The sequence below is a fragment of the Candidatus Thorarchaeota archaeon genome (genome assembly GCA_021498125.1).
Taxonomy (GTDB): Archaea; Asgardarchaeota; Thorarchaeia; order Thorarchaeales; family Thorarchaeaceae; genus B65-G9.
Map to the genome: position 1 here is coordinate 604,067 of JAIZWL010000001.1, position 25,659 is coordinate 629,725.

At 46.3% G+C, this 25,659-nt stretch carries 22 protein-coding genes and 1 pseudogene; 11 read left to right on the top strand and 12 right to left on the bottom strand.

Annotated features, from left to right (window positions below):
• Window positions 1–55 precede the first annotated feature (55 nt).
• The gene (locus K9W43_03155) at window positions 56–547 is read right to left on the bottom strand and encodes a hypothetical protein (GenBank protein MCF2136215.1); all 492 of its coding nucleotides are present in this window, start codon (window positions 545–547) and stop codon (window positions 56–58) included.
• A gap of 62 nt (window positions 548–609) precedes the next feature.
• On the opposite strand from K9W43_03155, the gene K9W43_03160 reads away from it, so the two are divergent.
• Both K9W43_03160 and K9W43_03165 read left to right on the top strand, forming a co-directional pair.
• Window positions 610–1,272 (top strand): hypothetical protein, encoded by a 663-nt coding sequence (locus K9W43_03160; protein MCF2136216.1) that lies wholly within the window; start codon window positions 610–612, stop codon window positions 1,270–1,272.
• A 163-nt stretch (window positions 1,273–1,435) separates the two neighbouring features.
• The gene (locus tag K9W43_03165) at window positions 1,436–2,323 is read left to right on the top strand and encodes a RimK family alpha-L-glutamate ligase (protein ID MCF2136217.1); all 888 of its coding nucleotides are present in this window, start codon (window positions 1,436–1,438) and stop codon (window positions 2,321–2,323) included.
• 32 nt (window positions 2,324–2,355) lie between these two features.
• Here K9W43_03165 and psmA read toward each other — a convergent pair whose 3' ends face one another.
• Window positions 2,356–3,099 (bottom strand): archaeal proteasome endopeptidase complex subunit alpha, encoded by a 744-nt coding sequence (psmA, locus tag K9W43_03170; protein MCF2136218.1) that lies wholly within the window; start codon window positions 3,097–3,099, stop codon window positions 2,356–2,358.
• Between the two features lie 120 nt (window positions 3,100–3,219).
• Window positions 3,220–3,915, bottom strand: coding sequence for a radical SAM protein (locus K9W43_03175; protein MCF2136219.1), 696 nt, complete (start codon window positions 3,913–3,915; stop codon window positions 3,220–3,222).
• Between the two features lie 140 nt (window positions 3,916–4,055).
• Here K9W43_03175 and K9W43_03180 point away from each other — a divergent pair, with 140 nt between their 5' ends.
• Window positions 4,056–4,331 carry a hypothetical protein gene (locus K9W43_03180; protein ID MCF2136220.1) on the top strand — a complete coding sequence of 92 codons (276 nt, stop codon included), beginning with the start codon at window positions 4,056–4,058 and terminating at the stop codon, window positions 4,329–4,331.
• A gap of 38 nt (window positions 4,332–4,369) precedes the next feature.
• Here K9W43_03180 and K9W43_03185 read toward each other — a convergent pair whose 3' ends face one another.
• The gene (locus K9W43_03185; GenBank protein MCF2136221.1) at window positions 4,370–5,734 is read right to left on the bottom strand and encodes a PAS domain S-box protein; all 1,365 of its coding nucleotides are present in this window, start codon (window positions 5,732–5,734) and stop codon (window positions 4,370–4,372) included.
• A 94-nt stretch (window positions 5,735–5,828) separates the two neighbouring features.
• Window positions 5,829–6,872 (bottom strand): hypothetical protein, encoded by a 1,044-nt coding sequence (locus K9W43_03190; GenBank protein MCF2136222.1) that lies wholly within the window; start codon window positions 6,870–6,872, stop codon window positions 5,829–5,831.
• Between the two features lie 195 nt (window positions 6,873–7,067).
• On the opposite strand from K9W43_03190, the gene K9W43_03195 reads away from it, so the two are divergent.
• From K9W43_03195 to K9W43_03210, 4 genes and pseudogenes are all read left to right on the top strand, one after another.
• A complete protein-coding gene (locus K9W43_03195; GenBank protein ID MCF2136223.1) occupies window positions 7,068–7,307 on the top strand; it encodes a sulfurtransferase TusA family protein in 240 nt (79 codons plus the stop codon).
• Between the two features lie 10 nt (window positions 7,308–7,317).
• Window positions 7,318–7,671: a DsrE family protein gene (locus K9W43_03200; protein MCF2136224.1), complete on the top strand. Its 354-nt coding sequence runs from the start codon at window positions 7,318–7,320 to the stop codon at window positions 7,669–7,671.
• 13 nt (window positions 7,672–7,684) lie between these two features.
• The gene (locus tag K9W43_03205; GenBank protein MCF2136225.1) at window positions 7,685–8,854 is read left to right on the top strand and encodes a cysteine desulfurase; all 1,170 of its coding nucleotides are present in this window, start codon (window positions 7,685–7,687) and stop codon (window positions 8,852–8,854) included.
• Window positions 8,855–8,856: 2 nt separating this feature from the next.
• A pseudogene (locus K9W43_03210) lies at window positions 8,857–9,201 on the top strand (iron-sulfur cluster assembly scaffold protein).
• Window positions 9,202–9,689: 488 nt separating this feature from the next.
• On the opposite strand, the gene K9W43_03215 reads toward K9W43_03210, so the two are convergent.
• Entirely contained in the window at window positions 9,690–10,778 is a 1,089-nt protein-coding gene (locus K9W43_03215) for an AsnC family transcriptional regulator (GenBank protein MCF2136226.1), read from the bottom strand.
• 234 nt (window positions 10,779–11,012) lie between these two features.
• On the opposite strand from K9W43_03215, the gene K9W43_03220 reads away from it, so the two are divergent.
• Window positions 11,013–11,300 (top strand): MarR family transcriptional regulator, encoded by a 288-nt coding sequence (locus tag K9W43_03220; GenBank protein MCF2136227.1) that lies wholly within the window; start codon window positions 11,013–11,015, stop codon window positions 11,298–11,300.
• Between the two features lie 166 nt (window positions 11,301–11,466).
• Here K9W43_03220 and K9W43_03225 read toward each other — a convergent pair whose 3' ends face one another.
• The 4 genes from K9W43_03225 to K9W43_03240 all read right to left on the bottom strand — a co-directional run bounded on the left by K9W43_03225 (window position 11,467) and on the right by K9W43_03240 (window position 14,933).
• The gene (locus K9W43_03225) at window positions 11,467–12,315 is read right to left on the bottom strand and encodes a DUF3782 domain-containing protein (protein MCF2136228.1); all 849 of its coding nucleotides are present in this window, start codon (window positions 12,313–12,315) and stop codon (window positions 11,467–11,469) included.
• Window positions 12,316–12,776: 461 nt separating this feature from the next.
• Window positions 12,777–14,036 carry a hypothetical protein gene (locus tag K9W43_03230; protein MCF2136229.1) on the bottom strand — a complete coding sequence of 420 codons (1,260 nt, stop codon included), beginning with the start codon at window positions 14,034–14,036 and terminating at the stop codon, window positions 12,777–12,779.
• Between the two features lie 22 nt (window positions 14,037–14,058).
• Entirely contained in the window at window positions 14,059–14,295 is a 237-nt protein-coding gene (locus tag K9W43_03235) for a hypothetical protein (protein ID MCF2136230.1), read from the bottom strand.
• Window positions 14,292–14,933, bottom strand: a complete 642-nt coding sequence (locus tag K9W43_03240; protein MCF2136231.1) for a hypothetical protein — start codon at window positions 14,931–14,933, stop codon at window positions 14,292–14,294. Before K9W43_03240 ends, K9W43_03235 begins: the two co-directional genes overlap by 4 nt.
• Before the next feature lie 807 nt (window positions 14,934–15,740).
• Between K9W43_03240 and K9W43_03245 the strand changes: the two genes are divergently transcribed.
• The 3 genes from K9W43_03245 to K9W43_03255 all read left to right on the top strand — a co-directional run bounded on the left by K9W43_03245 (window position 15,741) and on the right by K9W43_03255 (window position 22,920).
• Window positions 15,741–21,137, top strand: a complete 5,397-nt coding sequence (locus tag K9W43_03245) for a hypothetical protein (GenBank protein MCF2136232.1) — start codon at window positions 15,741–15,743, stop codon at window positions 21,135–21,137.
• Window positions 21,138–21,317: 180 nt separating this feature from the next.
• Complete coding sequence (locus tag K9W43_03250) at window positions 21,318–22,367, top strand: ABC transporter permease (protein MCF2136233.1); 1,050 nt, start codon at window positions 21,318–21,320, stop codon at window positions 22,365–22,367.
• Between the two features lie 187 nt (window positions 22,368–22,554).
• The gene (locus K9W43_03255) at window positions 22,555–22,920 is read left to right on the top strand and encodes an MscL family protein (GenBank protein MCF2136234.1); all 366 of its coding nucleotides are present in this window, start codon (window positions 22,555–22,557) and stop codon (window positions 22,918–22,920) included.
• A 74-nt stretch (window positions 22,921–22,994) separates the two neighbouring features.
• On the opposite strand, the gene K9W43_03260 is transcribed toward K9W43_03255, so the two are convergent.
• Complete coding sequence (locus K9W43_03260; protein MCF2136235.1) at window positions 22,995–24,056, bottom strand: NAD(P)/FAD-dependent oxidoreductase; 1,062 nt, start codon at window positions 24,054–24,056, stop codon at window positions 22,995–22,997.
• Entirely contained in the window at window positions 24,046–25,653 is a 1,608-nt protein-coding gene (locus tag K9W43_03265; protein ID MCF2136236.1) for a DUF116 domain-containing protein, read from the bottom strand. The genes K9W43_03260 and K9W43_03265 overlap by 11 nt, the downstream gene beginning before the upstream one ends.
• Between the last annotated feature and the right edge of the window lie 6 nt (window positions 25,654–25,659).

Here is a 25,659-nt window from a genome sequence, read left to right on the forward strand (position 1 = left end):
TGGGTCATGCTCACAGAGGTGTTTTTCTACTTAAGAGTTACCAATGAGAATGGAACTACAGCTCATCAGGCATTTGAAGACCAAGGCTTTTCAATTTACCAAATCCTTGGCTGAAGAGGCTCATGTGGTGTCTGATGTCTTCCTCAGCCTCTGCAACTCCAGAGAGCAGGGGAATGATCTCATCAAGTCCTCCAATGCGGTAGGCCTCCATCATCTCCGCGATCAGGTCGCTCATCTGCATCATACTGTCCTGTAGTAAAGTGGCAAGATCGATCATCGAGCGAACGGTCTCAATCGTTGCAGGCTCGGGCATGTAGGGAAGAAAGTCCTCCAGCGCAACTCCAGCCTCCTTGCACCTGTCAATCCGCCCTGGAATAATCTCTTCGACCATCTTGTGCATCCAGCCCAGTCGTTCCTGATCCGTCAGATCATGTAGATTGTCAAGTGAAAAGTACGAGGTCCATGGGCCAAACTCTGTTGCCTCATATTCAATCCATTTATCAAAGGCGTTGAGAACACGCCTCCATCCATCTACCGTCTCGGACATCGCAACCGTACTATAGTTGAGTCGTTCAGGTTATAAACTAAAGGTCTGTTTATCGTAGGTCAATGACTGCTAACACGCACACGCTCCTCAACATATTGTATCAGAGTAAGGAGTCCCAGACGATAACTGATGCAACTCAAGAGATGAGATCTGTTCTTGATGACCTTGAGATACCTGAGAATGGTCCCGGAGTCTATCACGTACCAAGGGACAAGCGAATTGAGATCGCTCTAGTATTGGCCCGGCAAAGAGTAGAACTGGAGGAGATAGTCAAAGTCCTGACTTGGAAGGATTTTGAGAGTTTTGTGGCCACGATTCTTATGGAGAACGGCTTTCGTTGTGTGGAGAGTCTTCGCCGTAGAGGAAATGCAACGGTCCATGGCATGGAGATCGATGTGGTCGGTGTTCAGGGTCGAAGGATCATCTCAGTGGATGCGAAGATGTGGGATATTCGAGGAGGGAAGACAGCCGCCCTGAAACGCGCCGCTGAAGAACAGAGACGCCGAACGCGCGAGCTCGCATCGGACTTGAGTCTTCTTCAAAAGAAGATCTCACTTGCGCCCGGAACCTATACTCTCTATCCTGTGATCGTCACATGGCTCATCGAGGAGGTCACGTTTCATGACGGCGTGCCAGTAGTCCCAGTATTTCAACTCAACTCGTTTATCATTGATCTTCCAATCCACGAGGATGTGGTCGTCTCATTCTCTGGAACTGTTTCGTAGTATGGCTGCTGAGATAAAACGCATCAAATACTACTCTTCGCGCATCTTATATATGGCAAAGGTTTCACGAGGTCGGCTCGTATAGATGATGAACCTATAGCCAGCCAGTACGTTAGCCAAGGTAAGATTCCGAGTGCTATGAATTTGTAGAGGCAAGAAACTGATGCTCCTAAGTATATCCTACCATGAGAATGTAAACAACTGGGCGACAAAGAGCCTCATCGAGGCAATGAAGGCAAAAGGTCACGAGGTCAAACCGATTCGTCTTCCAGATGTCGCGGCCGAGATTCCAAGCAAGTTCACGCACTTGGAGGATGAGGACATATCTGATATTGCAGGAATGATCGTTCGAACGGTGGGTTTTGGAAACAGCGACCAGATCACGTATAGGATCAGTCTATTGGAACATTTTGAGATGTCGGGAATCTATGTCATGAATCCCGCCTATTCATTTCGACGGGCAAAAGACAAGTATGCAACACTGACAGCTCTGCATAAGGCAGGTATCCTCGTGCCACGAACATACATCGGCGAAAATCTAGAGGCCGCAATTAATTTTGTGGACGAGGTTGGTGATGTCATCATCAAGCCGCTCATTGGCTCTAGAGGACTTGGTGCAATCCATGCAGAGCACAAAGAGCTCACTTATCGGGCAATGAAATTTATCCATCAGCTTGGTCAGGTCCTGTATATTCAAGAATTGGTCGAGAAACCAAATCGTGATGTCCGTGCATTTGTAATTGGGGATCAGGTGGTGGGCTCCATGTATCGCTATCTTCCTGAGGGGACTGATGGCGAGTGGAGAACCAATGTTCATGGCGGTGGGCGTGCAGAATATACTCAACTGAGTGAGGAGTATGAAGAGTGCGCCATCAAGACCGCCGAGGTCATGGGCCTTGATTATACAGGGGTGGATATAATCGAATCAAAAGATGGGCCATGTGTCATAGAGGCGAACGCTGCACCATCATGGAGTGCTCTGTCCAGAGTGACAGGTCTTGATATTGCTGGTATGATCGTTGACAGACTGATTGAGAAGAGCAAGAAATAGACTCTCTCTATTTACTGCTTGATCTCATTCTATTACTCTGCAAGAAGAGCTTCAATGAGCGCCTTGGTCTCGTCGTATGGGAGGATGCGAAATACCTTGTCGGTAGTATCGATCTTTCCAATCTCGACAAGTCTTGCCTTTTCGGCGGGATTGATATCTGCCTTCTCGCCAGCGGTCTTGAGCAGCCCTCTCAAAGCGAGCTTCATAGCTCCATCTATTGTGAGGTCGTTCTTGTACTCGTCGTTGAAAAAGTCACGGACCGCATCTGACTCTTTACCAATGGCAGTCGCCTTCCAACCCCAGAATGAACCTGATGGGTCAGTTGTAAAGAGTTGCGGGCCACCATCATCGACACCACCAACAAGGAGCGAGACCCCAAAAGGTCGCACACCACCGAACTGTGTGTACTGTTGCTTGATGTCACAGATGTCTACAACCAGTGAGCGAATCGAGATCGGTTCATCATAACTCAGTCGGTTGATCTGAGCCTGTACTCGCGCATTATCAATAAGCTTCCGGGCATCTGCATGAAGACCCGCAATTGCTGTTCCAACATGGTCATCAATGAGCAGGATCTTCTTTAACGTGGTAACATCAACGAGCGGATGCGGCGCACGCTTCTCACCGGCAAGAACAACGCCATCGACAGCCTTGACGCCAACAGCCAGTGGCCCGTGGCGTACAGCCTCGGTCGCATACTCTACCTGATAGAGTCGGCCCTCTGGTGAGAATACTGTAATTGCTCTGTCATATTCCATACTCTGCGTGCGAAACATCGATCAAATACGCTCCAGAAGCTCCCAGTCCTCAGCTGGGTTTTACTAAAAAGAGGTCATAGTTATGGCTTTTAAAAGCTTGTCTGTGGGAAATCGGTTCCACCTGCTTGGAAGAGTCAATTAGCGCCAGTCGAGTCGTACACTGATCCCCGCGGGTGGTTCCGCGATTGCCTCTTCGATTTCTGCGCGATTCGCTTTAGAGAGTTGTTTGGCCTCTTCCGGACGGACCCCCTCTGATGGAATGTAATTCTGTATGAGATACTCTCCCTTGAAGCCGACCTCGACGAGGAACTTGAAGATGGCATCTATGTCTGCGGGATTGTTGAGACCTCCAACGTACGTGGTCCGCGGCCACAACTGCACCTTCGATGCAAGTAGTTTCTCAAAGCTCTCTCTCACGTGCGGCCAAGGATTCGATCTTGCGCGTGTCACTTCTTGGTATCTCTCAGGAGCGGCCTTGAGATCGAACCATACAGAGTCCAGATACGGAATGCATTTTTCCAAGACGGCGGGTACTGAACCTTGGGTGTTCAGATTGATATGTTTTGTACCTGTTGCTCGAAGGGCCTTGAGTAACTCTGGTAGCGATGAATGAATTGTTGGCTCCCCACCAGTTATACAATAACCCTCAGAGAGAAATCCGTGCGTTTCTTGGATGATTGAGGAGATCGTTCGTTCTTCCCCTGCATCAAGGGGTATCAATGAGGCGTTCTGACAGTATGGGCAATTGAAGTTACAACCGCCCGTGAAGATCACCGTTGCAGGGACACCGGGAATGTCAACAAGACTGATATCTAAAATCGAGCTTACTCTCATTTTCAGGCACGAAGAATCTCGCTATCATAATTGGATATATGTTCATCTCTAATGTAGACGATTGACTAATCTATAGGCGAGTGAGTTAACTAGAAGATTTTAATTGTAGAATGCTCCATTTTTATATTGGGACCAATGCAATGACAGTTGAAAGTATAGATAGACAGGATCTTCTACGTAGTACGCTATTTCACATTCAAGTGAGTAAATGCCAGTACATCGATGATTTTCCCGATGAGGTCACTGATGTACTCGAACGTTACCTGATTAAACGTGGAGTCGAGGACTTCAACAGAATTAGAAGAAGCTTGTATAGGATTGACACGAACTTTTTCAAGATAAATAAAATTGAAAAGAAAAAATTCTATGATGGCCTCTTCAAACGTATCAGAAACTTGCTTGACCGACAGAGATAGTCTGCTCTTGATGAATGCATTTGCTCTTGGTGTACAAGTCATTCAGCTAGTGGGAGATACATGACAAATTTCGACCCCTGATCGGGGCGACCCTCTACGCGGTCATGGACTTCAATCCATCCTCCGCATTCACGAACCATGCGATCCACAAGAGTGAGACCTACGCCTCCTGTTCGTCGTGTCGTGTCGAATAGAATCTCCTTTTTCGCATCACTAATGCCGGGGCCATTGTCTTCGATGGATACTGAGAAGTACTCGTTTACGACCTGTCCACGAATCCAGATGTGGCGATCCGTCTTCGGATTATGACGTGCGGCATTCTCTAGCAGATTCCAGATCAGTTCTCCAAGTAGTGTATTGGCCAGAACATTGATTGAACTCTTAAAATTATCGAGGTGCACCTTTGCCTGATAGACTCTCTCGACCACGCGAATCTTTTCTTTAAGGACCTGCGCGAGATCTATCTCACGAATTGGAATGTCGCGCATCTTGGCTGCACGCTTGACCTTCACGATTAGGCGATTGCATCGTTCAATGGCCTCAGTGATGGTGACCCTCGCCTCATCAATGTACGATGAAGGAAGCTCCGCATCAAGTAGACCAGCTGCAGTAAGAACGACTTGCAGTTGATTGGGAATATCGTGAGTGAGAAGATTAATATAAAATTTCAGAGCGTTCTCATGTTCTTTGAGGTCGGTGATCTCTGTCACTACACCAATCGAGCCCTTGAATGATCCATTCTTGTCATAATACGGTGCGGCAGATACATATGTGGATAGATACGTCGAATCTGGGAGAGTCCATTCAATCTCATAGCGTTCTGCTTCCCCGGCGCGACGAAGTGCAACCTTCTCGTAAATAATATCATCATCAGGATAGGATGTGAAATCCACCCACCGCTTCCCGATCAGATCATCAGAGGTTCGTTCGAGCATCTCACAAAAGGCTGAGTTGACGTATCGAAATTCTCCTTTTTCGTTGACTATTACAACCCCATCCATAAGGCTCTCCAAGAGCCATGCAAAGTCTAGGTCTGGTTGAAGGAGTGATGACTGAACTGGTAATGACTCATTGAGTCTAATAATACAATAAATCGCACCAGAAATACTGACATAGTCTAGATGGACCAGATATGAGTCATGTTTGTTCAGGTCTTTTGCCGAGAAGTTGATGATGGACCGTGAAGGGAATTCTCTCTGTGAGTCCATGTCGTTTGTGATTCTCTCTATAATTGGTGCAAGATCACTCAGGGTGTTCAGTGGCCTTCCGATAATGTCTGAAGGTTGAATGCCAAAGAGAATACAGAATCGACCATTGACATAGATCACACTCTGCCGAACATCAATGACTGCTATGGCCTCATTCGAGCCATCAGTAATTGCTTGGAGCAAAGGGGGGTCCACGTCAATCCAACCTACGTTCGATTGATGAAAACGATGTACAAAAAGGTATCTGACTCATACCAGTAAATTGTTTGTATTACATTTTGTCTAAAAATTACAGATTATGAACCGGAAATACCAATTCTTTGACACGCTCAATTGTAGTGGTGATCTCACCCCATGTCTCCTCGTCATCTTCAATGGGTGGATTCTCTTCAGGGGTGTGATAGGGATGTCCGGTCAGTACGGCCATCACAGTGGCAACTCCCCAGTTTAATGCATCATCATGATATCCTCCACCTGCCATAAGTCCAAGCCGGCCATCACAGCATCTATGGGAGAACCTGTGCATGAATTCTGTTGTGTACTTCACAAGTGCGGTGGTTGTTACCGTGTGTGCCAACGGATCAAGATAGTGCGAGTCAAATCCTGGCAAGTAGAGAATGAATTCAGGATTGAACGAGGTGGCAAGAGGTGGGACGATCTCATCAAAGGCATATCTATAGACCTCGTCACCGCTGTCCATGGGGATCGGTACGTTTACTGTATAGCCCCGTCCTGCTCCACTTCCAATCTCATCCACGTTACCCGAGTGTGGGTACAGCCATTCCGGATCCTCGTGTAATGAGATATACATCACATCGGGATCATCATAGAAGTAGTCTTGAATTCCATTTCCATGGTGCACATCAAGATCAACAATAAGCACACGTCGAATCCCCTTATCTCTCAAGAGATAGACTGAGGCCACAACGTCATTGAACACACAAAAGCCGCCTCCATGGTCTCGAAAGGCATGATGGAAGCCGCCAGTCGGAGTGACAAAATGATCGATCTCTCCCCGGAGGATCGCTTCAACTCCTGATATTGTACTGCCGCATAACCATCTGGCAGTATCATAGATGCCAACAAAACCTGGCGTGTCGATGTCGATCTCTCCTATGCCCGTGCGTGATATCTCCTTGACCTGTGCTATATACTGTGAGTCATGAATTCTCTCAATTAATGCGACCGGAAGCTGTTCTGAGACCAATTCATGTGTAAGTTCATTCTCAAAGAATCCCATTGCTCGTACATAGTCTCGGACACCACGAAATCGCCCACGGCGGACTGGATGGCGATCTCCATTATCAAATCGCTCAAATCCATCATTCCACATGAAGCCCACACGACAATTTTGAGAGTTGAACATCACCCCGACTTATTCATGAGGTCTTAAATGGAGTTGTGGTGTGGGCACTTGTTTCTCATCAATTGCATGATCTCGTGAGGCTATGATAATGTTCATCAGGCTAAACGCAATGGTTATAAGTAACAGATTGTAACTTTAATTAACCATTGTTAGGAGATGTGGATGACGGACGAGCCTGCTGAGACGATCGATTGTATTGGACTGTACTGCCCACAGCCTCTGTTCTTGACAAGAGAATCCATTGATGAGATAGAGGTGGGTGAGATACTCGAAGTGCTAGCTGATGATCCTGCCGCTGAAGAGGACCTGAAGAGGTTTGCAAAGCGAACAGGGCATGAGATAGTAAAGTACGAGCTTCTCGAGGACGGCGTTCACAGATTCCTAATCCGCAGAACGAAATAAGGTGTATAAAGTGAAGAGCATTCTGTATGTGCAGACAAGTAATGATCCGGAGAGACAGTACTCTCCACTTGTACTTGCACAATCCGCCAAGATGATGGATATCGATGCGAAGGTATACTATCTTGGCCAAGCGTTACAAGTATTGACCCCAGAGGCCAGCAGATCCGTAAAGATTGGAACATTTCCGAACCTAGATGAGATGCTGACAAAGACTCTTGAAATGGGTATTGAAATCTACGTCTGTGAGGCATCTAAGCGAATGTTGGGGTGGGATGCTGTCACACTGAGAGAAGGTCTCAAGATCGTTGGGGCTGCAACGCTCAATGACCTAGTGCTTGAGGCCGATGCCACAATGTGGTTTTAGAGGTTTGAATTTCATGAAGAACATATACTTGGACTATCAATCAGCAAAACCTGTTGACCCGCGTGTTATAGAAGAGATGATTCCCTACTTCTCAGAGCACTACGGAAATCCCTCTGCCTTACATAGTGTGGGCGATGTGGCCACAGAGGCTCTTGAGAAGAGTCGTCAGGAGATTGCAAAGTTCATCAATGCTGATCCTGATGAGATTATCTTTACCTCAGGTGCAACCGAGTCCAATAATATGGCGTTGATAGGCTATGCTCTCAGAAATAAACGAAAAGGCAACCATATCATCATCTCGGAGATTGAACATATATCGATTCATAACATTGCAAAATATCTGACCGCGAATGGGTTCGAGGTCTCCAAAGTTCCAGTGGATCAATATGGACGTGTCAACCCATCAAAAATTGAGAGACGAATACGTGATGATACGATCCTGATCTCTGTTGGTTATGCCAGCAACGAGATTGGTACCATCCAGAAGATTCGAGAGATAGGCGTGATTGCAGACGCGAGAGGGGTGGCGTTTCATACGGATGCTGTAGCGGCCGAGGGTCTTGTTGACATCGATGTGCGGAGGGATGGCATTAATCTGATGTCGCTCAGCTCTAATGATATCTATGGTCCTAGAGGTCTTGGCGTTCTCTATATGCAAAAGAGATACCGGGTCAACCCTCTCATCATTGGGGGCGGCCAGGAACGCGGTCTCAGATCCGGTTCTGAGAATATTCCTGCAATTGTTGGAATGAGCGTAGCAGCACAGATCGCAAAGCATGAGATGGCAGATGAGGTCAAAAGACTACAGGGTTACCGTGATCGGATGATTCGAGAGATTCTTGAGACGATTCCTGATAGTCATCTTAATGGACATCCTACCGAGCGATTGGCAAGCAATGCCCATTTCCGATTTGATGGTATAGAGGGAGAGTCGATTTTATTGTCCTTCAAGGATAGAGGGATTGCAGTGTCAACAGGTTCTGCATGTTCATCCAAGACGTTGGAGCCATCACATACGCTCATAGCAACAGGTCTCATCCACGAAGAGGCCCATGGTTCGTTACAGCTTACGACTGGAAGATTCACAACAAGTGATGATGTTGATCAAGTTCTAGAAGTGATACCCGAGATAGTGGCAAGACTTCGAGAACTCTCTCCATTATACAGGCCAAGGGGAAGATGAGAATGAAATCTACTAAATATTCAGAAAAGGTTCTTGACCATTTTAGAAATCCGCGAAATGCTGGCACCCTCGAGGGTGACGATGTTGCATCCGGACGTGTTGGCAACTCTGTGTGTGGGGATCTCATGGAGGTCTACATCAAGGTAAAAGACGGTCGGATTGTGGATGCAACATTTCAAACATTTGGCTGTGGGTCCGCCATAGCCACTAGCAGTATGACAACTGAGATGGTCAAAGGCATGACCTTGGAAGATGCAATGAAGGTGACCCGTAAGGATGTTGCAGAAGAACTGGATGGTCTTCCGCCCATCAAGATGCATTGTTCCAACCTCGCAGCGGATGCTCTACATGAGGCCATTAAGAAGTACATGATCGAACATGGACTTGCCGTAGCAGAAGAACTGGACACAGATATCGTGGTCACACCAATCAAGGGTAAAGAGACATTCATTGGAAACGGGATCTTCAAGAGTGCAGACAACTACGAAGATTATCGCGACTTTCGAGTGCTCGTCCTGTACACTGGTGATGACGCTATCAGGACCGCCATCACGTTGACCGAGTATACAAATCGTGTTGTACTCATTACTCCACAGAAAACGATCACAGCCTCTGATACTTTGAAACACGAACTTGACAGTTCATCAGTCAAGGTGATTACAGAGGGCGAGATTATCGAGGCAAAGGGAGAAGGTGAATTGGAAAAGGTCATTGTCCATAACTTGGACGAAGATACTACCTACGAATTATTTATCGATGCTTTGATTACAATGGAATGACCAATTCAATCGTAAACGACTGGCAAGTATTTTAGAGGTTGAAACGGTAATAATAATTAAACGCGAAAGTCCTCAATTATTCTGAAGTATTCGTCGATGTCCACGTCCCAGTCATTGCTATCCACATTGTAGTACGAAAAGAAGCGACCCATTTGTATAGAATGAAAATGATGTACAATTTGAATACTATATGATTTGAACTCCCCTCGGATCTTATCGAGGCCCCGCAAGAAGTTGGCGAGATCAGAGGCGTATAAGATTAACCTGAATACATATGATTTTGGAGATTCTGCCACCATCTCTTTCGGAAATGGCAAGTTGACCAGACATGTTAGTAGGGGGTCACTAGGGCCATTTGTCTCGAAAAATAAATAGATTGAGAGAGGATTCTCTTGTGGTTCAGTCGTCCATTTATATCCCTTAATGATCCCGTCATTGACCATTCGTTTGATCCGTTTATTCACTTGGGTCTGTGAGAGACCGATCTCGGTTCCCAGCTCCTTTAGGGTCTTGGCAGCATCAACCTTTAGATAACTGAGAATGGCAATATCTTTCGCATCAAATTTTGCACGAGTGGGATGGAACTCGAAATTCAGATCAATGGAGGTTTTCTCCTCTACTACTTTATCACATTCGGCGGCCCATTCATGCCAGTCCCATTTCCAGCCACCATGAACATCAAGTCGTTCCACTTGGCCTGATGTGAAAAAAATGTCCATGATCTCGACGATTGAGTACGCTTTGATCAACCCTTGCTCGAGTAAGGCCCTACTGATTTTTTCAGGCACATCGCCCTCATTTATTGGATATGTCAGATGAGCAAGGTGCCCATTATATTGCCCATAGGTTGAACCATAGATATAGAATAATGGGATGTCACGAAAGAGAGAACCGATATTTGCAACACTAGGTGCTAGATCAAGACAGATTAACGCATCACCAAGTCCTAATTTTCGATCATGGGTCTGCGCATAGAGAAAACCCAGATACCCATCCTCTTTTAGTTTGCTCAGGCGGTATCTGATAGTCCTTGCTGAACGATTTAATATCTGTGCCAAGAGTTCCGCGGACGCTTTTCCCCCCAGTTGATCCAATGCTGATAATATCTGCAAATCAAGATCGTCTAATGGTTTCTTACGTGACATGGCACCAACTCGGTGTTTTGGTGGATTTTCCAAGTGTTATTTTAAGGAATCTATAGATACATATTCATTATCTATGTGTATTCAGATACGGCATAAAGATTATATATTCTTTGCCGATTTTTCCCAGTAGTGGATTTGTGTCTTGTCGTCATCAATCCATTGTCTGCGGGTGTGCAATGCCTTGGTGTGAACAAGAACCGATCTACTCACAACTTCAAAGAGGTGACACCAAAAATGCTCACGACTAGCGATCTACCCAGAAGCGCGTTAATTGTTCTTGACAGCCTAAAATCCCAAGGGCCTCTGAGCCCTAAGCAAATCGCATCACAGGCCAAATTGCCACCACGCACCGTGTCATTTGCCCTAAAAAAACTGATTCGAATCAATCTCTGCCGGAAGGTACCTAACCTACGAGATATGCGCCAGCCGCTCTATCATCTTGATCGTGATCGATTCAGAGAACTTCAACAGATGATCGATCAGCTCCGTATAGAAGCAGGTATTCTGTCTAGAGCATTTTGACTATGCAATGCACCTTGTACATTGTTGTAGATTTGCAAGGTGCACTTGTCTTGTAAAATGCCTCGACATTTGACAGTGACGTAAATTTCCATCCAAAGGACGCAAAAGTCCATGATTATGCTACCGGCTCATTGTCTGTTCTCTTGTCAGTCCGATCTCGAATGAATCAGTGTGGACCTGCATCAGAGGTGATGACTCGGATACCTAACTTCTCGGCCTTTATCCTGTCACGTGGGGATATGTCCAAGGTCACAGCCACCAGCTTCGTCGCCTTGACTCCCTCCTGCATCTCGGCCAGTTCCACAGTCTTGATGAACTTCCATATGTCATGCATATCCATGTGGGACTTGACCTCCACAAAGACGCATTGGGAGTCGTGAACCATCATGTCAATATCGGTCACTTCTCCTGGTGGAACGACCACTCCTTTCTCATCGAGGACATCCAGTCGGCGTATTTTTTCGGGATCCAGATCCTCGCTCAGCAATGCCTCTCGAAAGACTTCACGAAAGATGTCTTCAAGGCGAATCCCAAATCTAGTGGAGATTGTAGATACATCTCTCCGGAGCGAGTCGAAGCCCTTTTGCAGTCCCGCTACCATCGCTTCGAAGTGGCGATTCATTTCTTCGAAGCGTCTGTTCATATCTTCAAAGCGTTTATCGACGGCCTCAGCACGTTTAGCCATCTGGTCAATGATCTCTTCAAAGCGTTTATCGACGGCCTCAAAGCGTTTATCGACGGCCTCAAAGCGCTTGTCCATTAAATCAATGATCTCTTCAAAGCGTTTATCGACGGCCTCAAAGCGCTTGTCCATTAAATCAATGATCTCTTCAAAGCGTTTGTCCATTGCTTCAAAGCGTTCTTGCATCAATTGGAGTGCTTCTTGAAACTCTTTCTTGGTGACAAGCTCTTCAGGTGAATACACTATAGTGATCTCTCTAAGGATATCTGGAAGTACTTTGCGAAGGTGCGCCTCGATTTGAGACGCAGGAATGCTTGATTCATTTGATCCCATAGTGTATCATTATTACTTTTAGAGTGACTTGATATTAACATTACTATATTGATGAGGCCTAAGAAGCGAAGTATAGATGATATTGAATATCAAATCAATCAATTTGCACATGCTCACGAGCGGTTGCCCTATTTAATCACAATTGTATTGTGTGTCTTTGTATGGCTGTTGATACTGGCACTACTTGTTTACAGAGTGCGTGAGTGCTATGTGAAAGGTGCATAGTCATAGATCAATCAATGTAGAAAGAATCCTGAAGAGTCTTGGCGCCGGATATACTATAGTGGTCATACTCTTCATATTCACTCGTTTATTGACTTTTAAGAGCCTATTGTTCTACAGTACTGATGTGGGCAATATTCACTACTCCCACCGCTCCCTATTCTCTCTATAACTGATAAAGTATCTCCCATATTATCTCTTGTATGAAACGCTGATGAAACCATCATGAACTAAATAAGTTAGGATAATGAGGAGAGAACTGACTCCAATTCGTCTAAAGTCTGTATAACAAACCTATGAGACTCAGCCGGACTTGATATCTCGAGCAGTGTCCTGTAATATGTCGGATTGAAGACAGCAGAATTTCCTCTACTGAACGATCGTATTTTGTAAGTAACAAAACTCAGGCAAAACACTGCAAATAGATTGAGAAATACGGCTGAAATAAGACCGTACATGAGCGTAAGAGCAACGCCACCTGCAATGGCAATAGATGAGATTGCGAGAAAGGCCGACTGATAGGAGTGTGTTCCTGACCGAATTCTATGAAGCACGAGATTGGTTCCCAGACCTACTATTACTATTCCAACAAGGAATGCAAGGATGGTCGTTTCAGGTGTCGAAAAGGGAGCAGGTGCAAATAGAGAGAGTAAGTACTCAAAGCCAATACTGCTCGCTATCAGGACTCCCGCTCGTGTCCAATTCACTATTGATTCACGAACAAAAAAGAAGTGAGTCAACTCAGACGAGGTGGAGCCTGAAAACCCAGTAAAAGGCCATCTCATGAATTTGCGGCCTGTGAGAAAATCACGCACGGCAACAATACGCCCTTCAATGCGAATGAGATCAGGTCGGAACTGTCGAATAAACTCCCTAGTGGCACTCAAGAGCAGCACTGCCAAGCCCATGTTTGTTAGAACTGCTCCACCAAGTAATACCACATAGATCTGCTGAGAGAGTTCTGGAAATAGACGTACACTCCAAGTGATAGTAGCTTCAATAAGAATTCCAAAGACGATTGAGAGACCAAACCAGAGTATTGTGCTATAGATGATCCATTGTCCCACTCGATATCGCTTGTTATTGAACAGCCAAGTGACCTGCATATCAAGTCCACTTAAGATCAATACACCAATAACAAATGTAATTGGAATCAGTACATAAGCACTGAGAAGAGTCCCAATGGATACTAATGGCCAATTCATTTGTTCAAGAGGTCCCCACGGTTCCCCTGAAAGAGTATTTCCTGTTGGTTCTTGCTGAAGTGCCAAAAAGAGCAGGACCATAGAAAGAGTGAATAGAATTACTCGAATCATCAAAAGTATCGGTCCCGCATCTTGTCGTACTTTTTTTGATAAAACCGTAAAAGGTGGAGTTCCAATGTGGGAGAGAATGAGTCCATCTGTTGGTTGAACAGATGGGATTTGATGTCTATCTAGAATCTTCTTGAAACGGCCCTGTGCCTCTGAATTGTCCATTATCTCACTTGAGCTCATCATATCCCATCCATTATCGTTTAGGTTACATTCCTACACAGATTCGACCATATACAGGATCGGGATCAGTCATATCATTATAGAGATTTATAATAAGTGATGCCAATCCTATAATCATCAGAACAAGTGGAACAAACCGCCACGGGCCAGTGAGAACAGCCTCTGACCCACAGAGGACTTGAACCCACCATGGTGCCCCTTTAATTATCGCAAAGAGGACCATGCCCATTATTGATAAAATCTTCGTGGCGACAGTAATCAACGAAAGGTTCCACTTAATGCCCCACATAGAAATACGGTCAACTGCAAAAATACTGATAAAAATTGTAGAGCTACTGCAAAAACATCCATTGTTGCAGCGGGGTTCAATGTTGCCTTCCATACTGCAAAAGAAGTGGACAGGGCACTTACGATAAAGATTGCAGCATCAATAGCAAACCAAGCTTTTTCCATCGTTGACCAAAGCAAATAGTCAGGAGTACATGAGTGAGTAGCCAGATCGATAGCTCGTTGAAAAGCACTTGTTAAAGCATTGTGGCTTCCTGACAACAAGATGATCGCAAAAAAACCACCAAGAGTGGCATCGATTAAACCATCAAAAGTAAAAACTTGGCTTTTTGAAGAACTTGAAATATACTGTTTGATAGAATTGGAATTACACGCTAAAATAATGTCATAACCCGGTGTAAGCTCAACTCTGTCACTAAACGTGTCCCATGAAATAGCGTGATGACCTGCAAGAATTCCTTGTTCGGATCCATGAGATACCCATACAACTCTTCCGACTGTCCGGTGGATGGTCAGTGCATACTCCAAGGATTCATACTCCACAACTCGCACATGTGGGTCATTTGCCACGATTGTCTGAACCGCTGTGTTCACTGTACGGTCATGATGCATGACAACAACCACATCCGCGACCACAGGTGCCGAGAGCGGCATGACCCACAACGGTGATAGCACAGCAATCACAAGCAGCGCAGTTCTCACTCTCAAAAGATTACGTCTATGACGACCGACCGACATAACTCTGTTCGTGCAACAAGTGCACGTTTAACTATCCCCATTTCACCCATGAGAATTCCTTCCTCAATCAATCAATCAATAGACCAAATGTAAATAAGCTTTCTGATACTTTTGGCTTGTGTGAAAAGTCAATATAATAGTGGTCATGAAACGCATGAACCGTCTGTGACTCCATTTTGTGTCTGTATCCAAGAGTCTTCAGAACCTATTCTGACTTGAACGAACTACGTCTGTGGACTTTTCACAGAGCCGATACTTCTGACTGTTGATTGTACGACTACCAGTAATATAATTCTATTTTGTTTTAATCGTGTATGCTGCCGCAACAAAAAGGTAGAAACAATGTGAGAATGATTATGCTTCACATTTTTAAGATGTTTCAACATTCATAATATGAGTCTAATGATCCCCTCTATGGCAGTTCAGGACAAGTCAAGCTATATACATTCACCTGTATTCCTTTCGTTCACAACTGCTGTGGCAAAAAATAATATTTATCACGAAGTATATATTATCTTTACAGGTAATTGTATTTCTCGTGACTCATCGCGACCTGCATTGGACATGATTTTCCAGAGGTCACACAACAACCTTGACCGAACTTCCTCACGTTCGTGTCACCCCTCTACATACTGTTCCATGATCCCCCCTACTAGAATGCACTGAAGGAAGATGGCTCCTATGAAAATTAGATTACTCTCCATTGCAATGCTCTTTGTAATGATCTTAACGCTACTGTTTCCGGTCACGCCAATCACTAAGGACTCTCCAGTTATCACTAGCACAAATGGTACACTTGGACCCACTATTCAAGAAAATCTGTTTATTGCAGATGCGGGGGGTCAGGGGCAGCAATCTGGTGCCACTGTATATTTTACACAAGACATTCCAAGTCAGACATTGTCTGTTCTCAATACATATGCTACTCCTGCCACGCACAACGGGAACCTTGACCTCACCCCTTATCTCATCCCCGGATGGACCTTGTATAAAGTGGAGATGAATATCGACAATATTACGGCCACTGCCGAGAGGCAGACTCTAAATGTTGTTCCAAACGATCATATTAAGATAGAAAACAACAGTGGATATACAACTGATGCATTGTATCAGGCATTCTATTACCGGACTCATGATGGCAAGCTTCTGAATTATACTCTTGGCTACATGGCCCCATACTACGATACATCTCTAGGGAAAGCTTGGCTTGTTGTTCGATCTGATTATTCGAATCCTTCGACTAATATTTCGAGTTGGATATCTCCATTCACTCAGATTATCACTGAAACAACAGTGAGCCATGATGTTTCTTCAGACAATACCATACTGAACGCAAGTTCCTACTATTATGTTGTTATTGATGGTACTGCAATGACTGGAACAAAAGTTTCCTCCGATTGGTATTTCAACAAAATATATTGGGACTCGCAGACAATCTTGGGTGTTGAAACAGGATATCACGGTCGAGATGATGCTTGGCGTCAATATTCGGGCATAGCTCGTGAAGAAGCTGAACTAAATTACACATACGTACCTTGGAATAAAACGGAGTCGCGTCCAATAGTCTATTCTCAACCAACCGAAGTCAGTCTGAGTGCAAACTCTACTAGTGTTGTTGGGGATAAATGGTTGTTCACTTCAGTTTCAAATATCACTCAGATTTCGTTTTCATCGAATCAATCAGTTAATATTTATCATAATTTAACACTTTGGTACAAACAAGATGTCCTATCAAGCTCAACTTGGAGTTCTGCAAGTTCAGGTGGAAATGTTGATTGGAATATAACAAGTCTGGTTTTATATCCACAAATTGCTCAACAGAGATATCTTAATCTTACAAAACAGGTTGACTGGACAACAACGGGATTCTATAATGGGACTGATCCAACAAATCATTCTACTTATACTACAATGGCTGATAGCATCACCGTTTCTACGATGACAAATGGTACATGGACACTGACCTGTACCGCCCCCAACTATGTCACAGAGATCATTACACGTGATTCAGTGAGTATCACAGACAATCTGTTAATCACAAACACGATTCAGGATACTGGTGCAAATAATGCAACTACCGGATCGACTAATCTGACAATCTGGCAAGACTCAGCCCGTGTTGCCCATCCTGCAAATGAGACCGTTGTCAATGGCGCGACGACCTATACATGGGACATTGATTCTGACACAACAAACAATGGCACATACCGGATTGAGGTCTACTGGGCGAACGGGACAGAGGCTGGTTATCTCACGAGAGAATTCATCGTCTACTATCCTACAACCCTTACCAGTCAGGATGCCTCCATCTCAACATTCACAGACAGCAGCTTCGACATCAGTGTGTACTTTAATGAAACCTTCACCCCAAAGGCTCTTGATGGGAGCTATGCAGGGGTTTCGACGGTCTACTCCTTTGACGGCAGCGCATGGACATCCATGACCGATCAGGGGAATGGGACATGGACCGCGACCATCAGCACGGCCGGATTCACAGCCGGAACCTACCAAGTGCGAGTGAATGGGAGCGGGTATGCCATCGAGAACCAGAGCATCACGATTGATGTGACCCTGACTTACGACACACTGCCGTTGGTGGTGGCATGGTCGAATACGGATAACATCAGCTACACCTCACACACGAACCTTACAGTCCAGTACAATTTTGTGAATGGTACACACATCTCAGAGGCTCTTGTCACTGTGACGGATTATACGCATACATGGACATTGCAGTATGATTCAAGTGGGGGGTACTATTGGCTACAGTTCAATGGGACTGATGCTCCCGGTCTTGGTACCCACACGCTCAACATCAGTGCCTCAAAGACGGGATACGAGTCGCAGTACGACTCCTCTCAGTCGTTGTCTATCTATAAAGAGCCCACATCGATCACGGTGACGTGGACCCCTGCGAATGTGACCATTCCCTATACAGACAGTCTTAATCTCCAAGTGGACTACACATACGGGACTGGCGATGTCCCTTCAGGGTCTGCACTTGTGAACGTGACAATTGATGGGGTCACCTATCCCCTGACCTATATTGGTTCGGTCTGGAATGTCAGCCTTGCGGGTTCGGACCTCAAACTGGGCATTCATACCGCATACATAAGCGCATGGTCTTATGGATACGCGCCACAATCGAATACAACATCTGGCATCAATATCACCCTCGCCCCCAACTCATTCATTGTCATCTGGGAGAACCCCTCCGACCTGAACGCGACCTATACAGAACTGGTCAACATCACCGTGATCTATACTTATGATAGCGATCCCGTTCCTGGGGCTACGGTGCGACTCTATCTGAACTCTACTCGTCCCTACGATTTCACACTATCACCTGTTGATGACAGGTGGCATCTGCTCCTGAACGCCTCGGATGTGGGGTTGGGCAAGTGGAATGCGACGATACTGGCCAATCGGACAGGATATGACACAGGGCGTCAGACAGATACACTGACGGTGGTTGTAGATGTCTGTACGGCCGCTCCCAATTGGTCTTCAACCACTGTCTATTACACTCACACTGAGAATCTAGACATTACCGTTCTGGACTCATTCGGTCACCCCGTGACCGATGCCTTAGTGAATGCGACCTATCGCGGAAGCAATTACAATCTCACTCATGTGGGCGGCGGGATCTATCGGCTCACAATTGACGGCCATGATGGAATGGGCGCCTTCAATATACAAGTCTGGACGTGGAGATATGGTCTTGTGAATCATTCACTCACAGTCCACATAGAGATTGTTGAGACCCCAATCAGTGGTGACCTGTTGACGGGCTTCGGTGGTTTCGATAATACGGCTCTGTATCATGATGGTTGGGTGATCTTTACAGTCACACTACGTGATGTGGACAATAATTCGATCGTGGGAATGACTGTCAATCTTACTACAACGACTACGATCTATCATCTAACAGATAATGGTGATGGGACCTATCAGCTCAATCTCACTGGATATGAACTCGGTATAGTCACGCTCAGCGGAAACTTCACTGCGGATCTATTTGGATATGACTCGTGGAAGACCACAATATCTCTCGATGTAGAGCCAGTCCCTACAAGAGTAGATGTCATTGTGGGTACTATCCCCACAGAGATGTATCTGAATCAGACCATTCAGATCACGTTGGAATATGTTAATACACACACCAATGCTCTCATTGATCCTACCGCCACGACTTTTACCTGGGCCGGGAGTTCACTGACCTATTCCGAACCGACTGCTGGAAGGTTCTCGTTCACTCTGAGTGCAGTTGATCTGGCATTTGGAGCACATAATCTATACATCTCTCTCTCCCGCAGCAATTATTCGGGGCAGGTCATTGATAGCGACATTATAGTTCGTGCAGTTCACACAGAGATCACAACCAACACTCTGTATCAAGAGTATGAGAATGAGACCATCCGGTTCACTGTTGAGTTCAGGGACACCGATCGCAATCTCATCTTGGCTGGTCGCCAGGTGAATGTCACCATTAGCGGAAGCACATACATGATGCATTACGATTCCGAAGATGAGTCATATTATCTCGATTTTCTCATTGTGCTATCACCGGGTTCCTACACGATTACCTTTGCAGGTGCCGCTCCCGGTTATGATCGATGTGAGGCCAATACGACTCTCATTGTCAATCCAAAGGCTGTGACCACTCTCACAATAGAGTTAGTCGGAAAGGTAGTGGTGGGTGCCCCCGTTGTCGTTCGAGCCACTCTGACTGAGGGAACGCATCCAATCATAGGTGCCACTGTCTATTTCCATGTGATGGTCTTTTACTCCTCAGGCGACAATGTTACATCAGTTATAGGTCGTGAGACCGATGAGCATGGAGTTGCCGAACTGACCTATATCATTCCTACAAGTGACACCGTAGCGTCATCATTGGCGATCACGGCGGAGTACAGGGGTACTCGTGACAAATGGCGTGCTGATTCTATTCCGCTCAATACTTCTGTGGAACCGGATATCGGTACCGCATTGACACAGTTATTTGCGACGCCCCCGGGTTGGTTACTCCTCGCTCTAGTAGCCGGAAGTGTCGTGACAGGCGTGAAGTTGCGGAGGCGCCGGGCGAGTAAACGTGCTGGACGGCTCTCCGGTCTGAAGTCGCGTTATGACGATTTCCTGAGCCTCAATTCACTTCGCCACTTCATGATCGTCTACAAGGATCGTGGGACCTGCATCTTCTACCATCCCTTTGGAGAGCACCGAATCCATGCTGATCTCATCAGTGGGTTCATCTCCGCCATGACCTCGATGTACGGTGAGATCAAGGGCAGTGGTGATCGTGGGGCCCTTGAAGAGATTGGCTACGCAGGATTGCGAGTTGCCAGCTATAACGGTGATCTGGTCATTGGTATTCTGATAGCAGAAACAAGTATGACCCCTGAGATTCGGAAACGTCTTCAGAACTTTGTCAAGGAATTTGAGAAAGAGTACAAGTCCGACCTGACTGATTGGACAGGCCTGATGGATTGCTTCGATCCCGAATGGATCGTTTCTACTCTCTACTCTGAGCTTGGCTACCAGATTGTCTTACCGCACACTATTCGGATGCGTCACTCGCGCCTCTCAGGTAGGGAGAAGAAATTATTGTCCTATATCCAGCAGGATCTGGAGTCGCAGGGCAAGTCTGAGTTCAGAGTCGGTGAGTATCTAGACAAAGCTGCGGAGATGCTCAAGGCTCCAAAGATGATGGTCTTAGACATGTTCATTCGTCTGGAAGAGATAAATGCGATCCAGCCAATTGATATTGCTACGGTTCTTCAGAGACAGGGTCACCTTCCAACGACTGTGGAAGGTATGTCTACTCCCTATAGTGTACGTGAAGATGCCCCCGAGGCCGAGGAGGCATCAGAAGAATCTTCGGCCCCTGATACGGTAGACTCCTCGGTCGAGAGTACAGAAGACAGTGAGTCAACAAGTGATACTGACGAATCAGTAGAACAGTTTGTTGCTGAAGTTGAACGTCTCTTACAAGAGGAGCGCGCCAAGGACCTGTCCGATGATTCAGAGAAGTCTACAGATGGTTCCGATGATTCGGATGTGTCTGAAGAAGAAGAATAGAGGGGTCTCATGCGCCTCTCATTCAACTTTTTTAATATCTTTCCGTGCTACTTCCTGATAATTGATTGACTATACGGCAAGCATTACTCTTATTAGGGGGTACTATAGCTTTGTAAGTTGTGTCACGGTACTTAGCGTCACTAGGTACTGTTGTGAAAATGAGTATCTGAAGGTGATTCCTTGGGGCTCCGAGAATACGTTATCAGACGAAGCATCTACATGTTTCTGCTTATAGTTGCAGTCGTCTGTTTCAACTTCTTTCTCTTCAGACTCCCCACCTTTGTACTGGGTGTGAGCCCAGTTGACCTGATGATTAGTGAAGAACTGCGGCGCAACCTGACTAAGGAAGCACTGCAGGAGTTGTACTTCCGCTTCGGCCTTGTTCCGGACCCTGACATCTTTGACTGGATCTACATGTTCTGGCGATACGTCGTCAACATGTTTACCGGCAACTTTGGCAGGTCCTTTGTCAGCCAGAAGCCTGTGATTGATGAGATCATGGAGCGCCTACCCAATACACTTCTTCTGATGGGTACCTCCTCCATCGTTTCTATCATTCTTGGTATCTGGACTGGTGTCAAGGTCGCAGCTGAGCCCGGCTCTACCAAAGATGTTGGTGCAGTCACTGTTGCACTGTTCATCTATGCTCTACCTATCTTTTGGCTCGGTCTGCTCCTGTTGATGGTCTTCTCGTTCTATCTGCCGAACATGACTAATGGGTTAATCTCCTTCCCGCTCGGCGGGACTATAGACTACCAAGTCTGGGTTGCGGCAAAAACTGACCCGTTTGGCGGGATCACTGTAGCACTGAACATCGTGCACCATCTTATTCTCCCCATGGTTGCTCTTGGGGTTGGTGGGTACGGTGGTTATTTCCTCTACATGCGTAACAATCTCATTGATGTTATGACAGAGGACTACATTCTGACTGCCCGCGCTAAGGGTCTCGACGAGAATCAGGTCTTGTACAAACATGGTCTGAAGAACGCCTTATTGCCAATGGTCACAATCATAGCGATGACTTTCGGGTTCCTGATCAACGGTGCGACACTGACTGAAACGGTGTTTAACTGGCATGGACTCGGGAGATATATTTTCGACAGCCTGTTCATTCTGGATTACCCGGTGGTTCAGGCTATCTTCATGATCGTGGCTATTACGGCAGTACTTGCAAACTTCGTGGCCGACCTGCTCTATGGAGTACTCGACCCACGTATCAAGTACGGGTGATCTAGTATGGTGAGAGCCATCAGGCTCTCCTATCTTCTTTTTTTTATCTCCAAAACTTGGATGGACTGATTTGATCTTGCAAGACTAAGGCACAAAGTCTGATTCCATAAGAACACGAATATTTATTATTTAGCAATCTACTGCTGTAATTTGTTCTATCAACAATTTGATAGAGGAGCTGATAGTATTGGAAAATGATGAGGCTATACTAGAGGAGCTAAAGGCGATCAGGACACTGCGCGAACCACCACCGACGCCTGCACCACCTAAGGGATTCGTCAATGAATTTGTTGATTTTCTCTCCAGGTATAAGGTGCTCGGTCTTGCCGTGGCATTTATTCTTGGTATCTATCTTGGTCTGCTTGTTCAGGTTCTCGTTGATGACTTGATAATGCCTGTTATCAATCTCTTTATCCCTGATGTTCCATGGGAAGAGATCACGGTCTATACTTTCAGAATTGGGCATTTTGTTGGTGAGCTCATACCGTTCATCATTGTAGCACTTGTTGTCTTCCTATTAGTGAAAATTGCTTCACGAATGGGAATCGAGTAGGCTCCCTTTCCCCTTGGGAGTCCCTCCATTTTTCTATGGAGATTGCTTGGCTATTTGGCTCGCCATTTTGTTCTTCAATATTTACGGGCGAGTTCATCCCTGACAAATTGTTCACGTCCATTGTCGTCCAGTTGATCAATGAACGATTGTACACTTGCAACAAAGTCGGCTATGTTTTTCACATCGTGGGAATATCTCTCAACGAGATCGGGCCCATCCGAGTCGCGGATTGCAGCCGCAGCCATCTCTCCAGATTCTACTGCAAGTCGGATTCCCTCCCCTGAGAGTGGATTGCAGAGGCCTGCAGCGTCTCCCACTAAAATCGCAAAATCCGCTCCCGGGGCAAAGAATCCATATGGAATAGCCCATACCTCTCTTGCTGTTGGGTTCACAGGTTGGACGCTAAACTCATCAGTAAGGATAAGTCTAAACTTGTGTAGTGCGTCACTTAGTGATGGGATATGTCTGGGCCGAACTCCTACTCCGATGATCAGCGACCTCCTCTTGGGAATTGCATAGGCATAGGATGGTGAGAGGTCTTCGCGGAGAAACCCATAGAAATGGTCTTCGAGATCTCCACGTGAGTTGATGTCGAGATATTGTTGGCCCACAAGGAGCATGGGCGTGTCAATCGTTGGAAGTATCTCTTCACGTACCCGTGATCGGACTCCATCCGCACCTACAAGGACACGAGTCTTCACCTGGGAAATATCCGTGCCTGTGGAATAGAAGATCCTGTGGTCTTCCTCCTGAAGGTAGAGAAAACGTGCACCGAATTGTACTTTGACTCCGGCCATGATTGCCTTGGTAAGTAGCCAGCTGTCAAACTGATCGCGGTCAATGTTAATGACCCGATAATTTTTCACTTGTCCGCCATTTGTCCTACCGCTTGGCGGCACATAGTAGAGACCAAGTTCGCGCGGGTGATCATATACATCGTCTGGGATCGTATCATCGATGATATCCGTGATGATCTCCTCTGCAACATGTGGTAGAACTCCGCCACAGGGTTTGTGCCGATCTGGTTGACCTCTCTCAAGGAGCAGGACCCGCATACCCATTCTGGCACATTGGATTGCAGTACTGGCACCTGCTGGTCCGCCACCGATGACTGTGACATCGAACTTATTCGTCAAGCTTCTTCCCGCCGATTCTCCCGCGCTCGTGAAGTGCTGTGATGATCCGAATTATCAAATCCTCTTTCAGAGTCGTCTGGCCCTCGAATTCACCAATATATGCTTCTTGCTCTTCTCCCAGTTCGTAGCAAGTGGAATCTTCAATGTCCACAAGAAGTCCCGGAACCTCTGTGTCCATGAAATCGTCGTGATGTTTGTTATAGAACCCCTCACAGCATGAGCCGATATAGCCCCTTGCGCCTTTCTTCTTGAATTCCTCAATGGTCTCAATGAGATGCTCGAAGGTCTGGATCGTGCGTACTGGCATATTGAGGTCAAGAGCTAGTTCGTAGACATTGCTGATCGAGCATCCTCCACAATGATCACATCCTTCCACAAAACGATACTCGCAGTCTACCAACTTGGCACAGTACGGGAGCAGTAAATAGTCAAAGTGTTGCTCAAGGACCTCGTCAGGCATGAAGTTGACCGTCATCAGGTGGTTTGCCTCTTCGAGACTCACTCCCAGAACGCTGAAGGCACGTTTCTTTACGGCCTCTAAGATCAACTGGATGAGATCATCCGGTTTAACACCAAAGATTCTTGCGCCGGTCTCATCGAAGAACTCGTGTACCGCTTGCGTGATGCTCTCTTCGTCGGCGGGGAGGTTCTTTAGTTTCGCCTCAAGATCCATAATGGCACGTTGCGGAAATATCTGAAAGTCCCCAGTGATGAAACTGCTCACAATGAAGTTTCCCGGAACATTGAGTGCAAGTGAGACCCTGATGAGGCCGCCCGGGGTCTTTCGTACCGTACTGACCTGGCCCTGATGATCCTCTGGTGGTTCTACTAAATAGACCCACTCGTGGGATTTGACATAGGGGAGTCGCTCTTCGAAGAGTCTTTCCTCACACGGATAGAGACCCTCTGGTTCAAACTCGACTCCAAACACCTCTGCAAAACCATCGACCATGGCCTTCTTGATCGTATCGAGAGCGGGCACGTATCCAAGTTCCCATTTCAAGCAGGTCACACGTTCTTTTACACTATCGATCTCTTTGTCCTTCAGTTTCTCAACAGGGATACGAAGTGTCTTCAACATCAGGTCAACATCAAAGTCCACAAGCAGTGTGCCCTGATACATGAATGAGCCATCTCGTTCTGTCCCTCCAGTGCCCGAGATCTTCCTGCCATTGATCTCTATGTCATTCTTGGGTCTGAACTCTGCATTGACACCTAGACGATGAAGCCCCCCGACGGCGCCATTACAGATACGTCGAGCCAATCTGTCAAGATCGCGTCTGAGTTCCTTGATACCCTCTGCGGTCTTATCTGCAAAGATCTCCCAGCCGAGGCAGGTTGGCGTGAATAGGATTGTTCCGCCTCCTGTGATTCTCCGGTTGACCTCGACTCCATTTCGTTGACAGTATTCGAGGCGCACCTCTTGTTTTACTGATTGGTGATATCCCACAAGAACAGTGGCCGGATTGAACTGAAGGAATCTTAAGGTATTCGGGGTCTTCCCCTGTGATTTGCATTCAAGGATCACATCATCAAGCGCCATGTTCTCTGCGCCTGTGAGTACGCCCGTATCGAGTAGTCTCCATGTATCGACCACGATTGC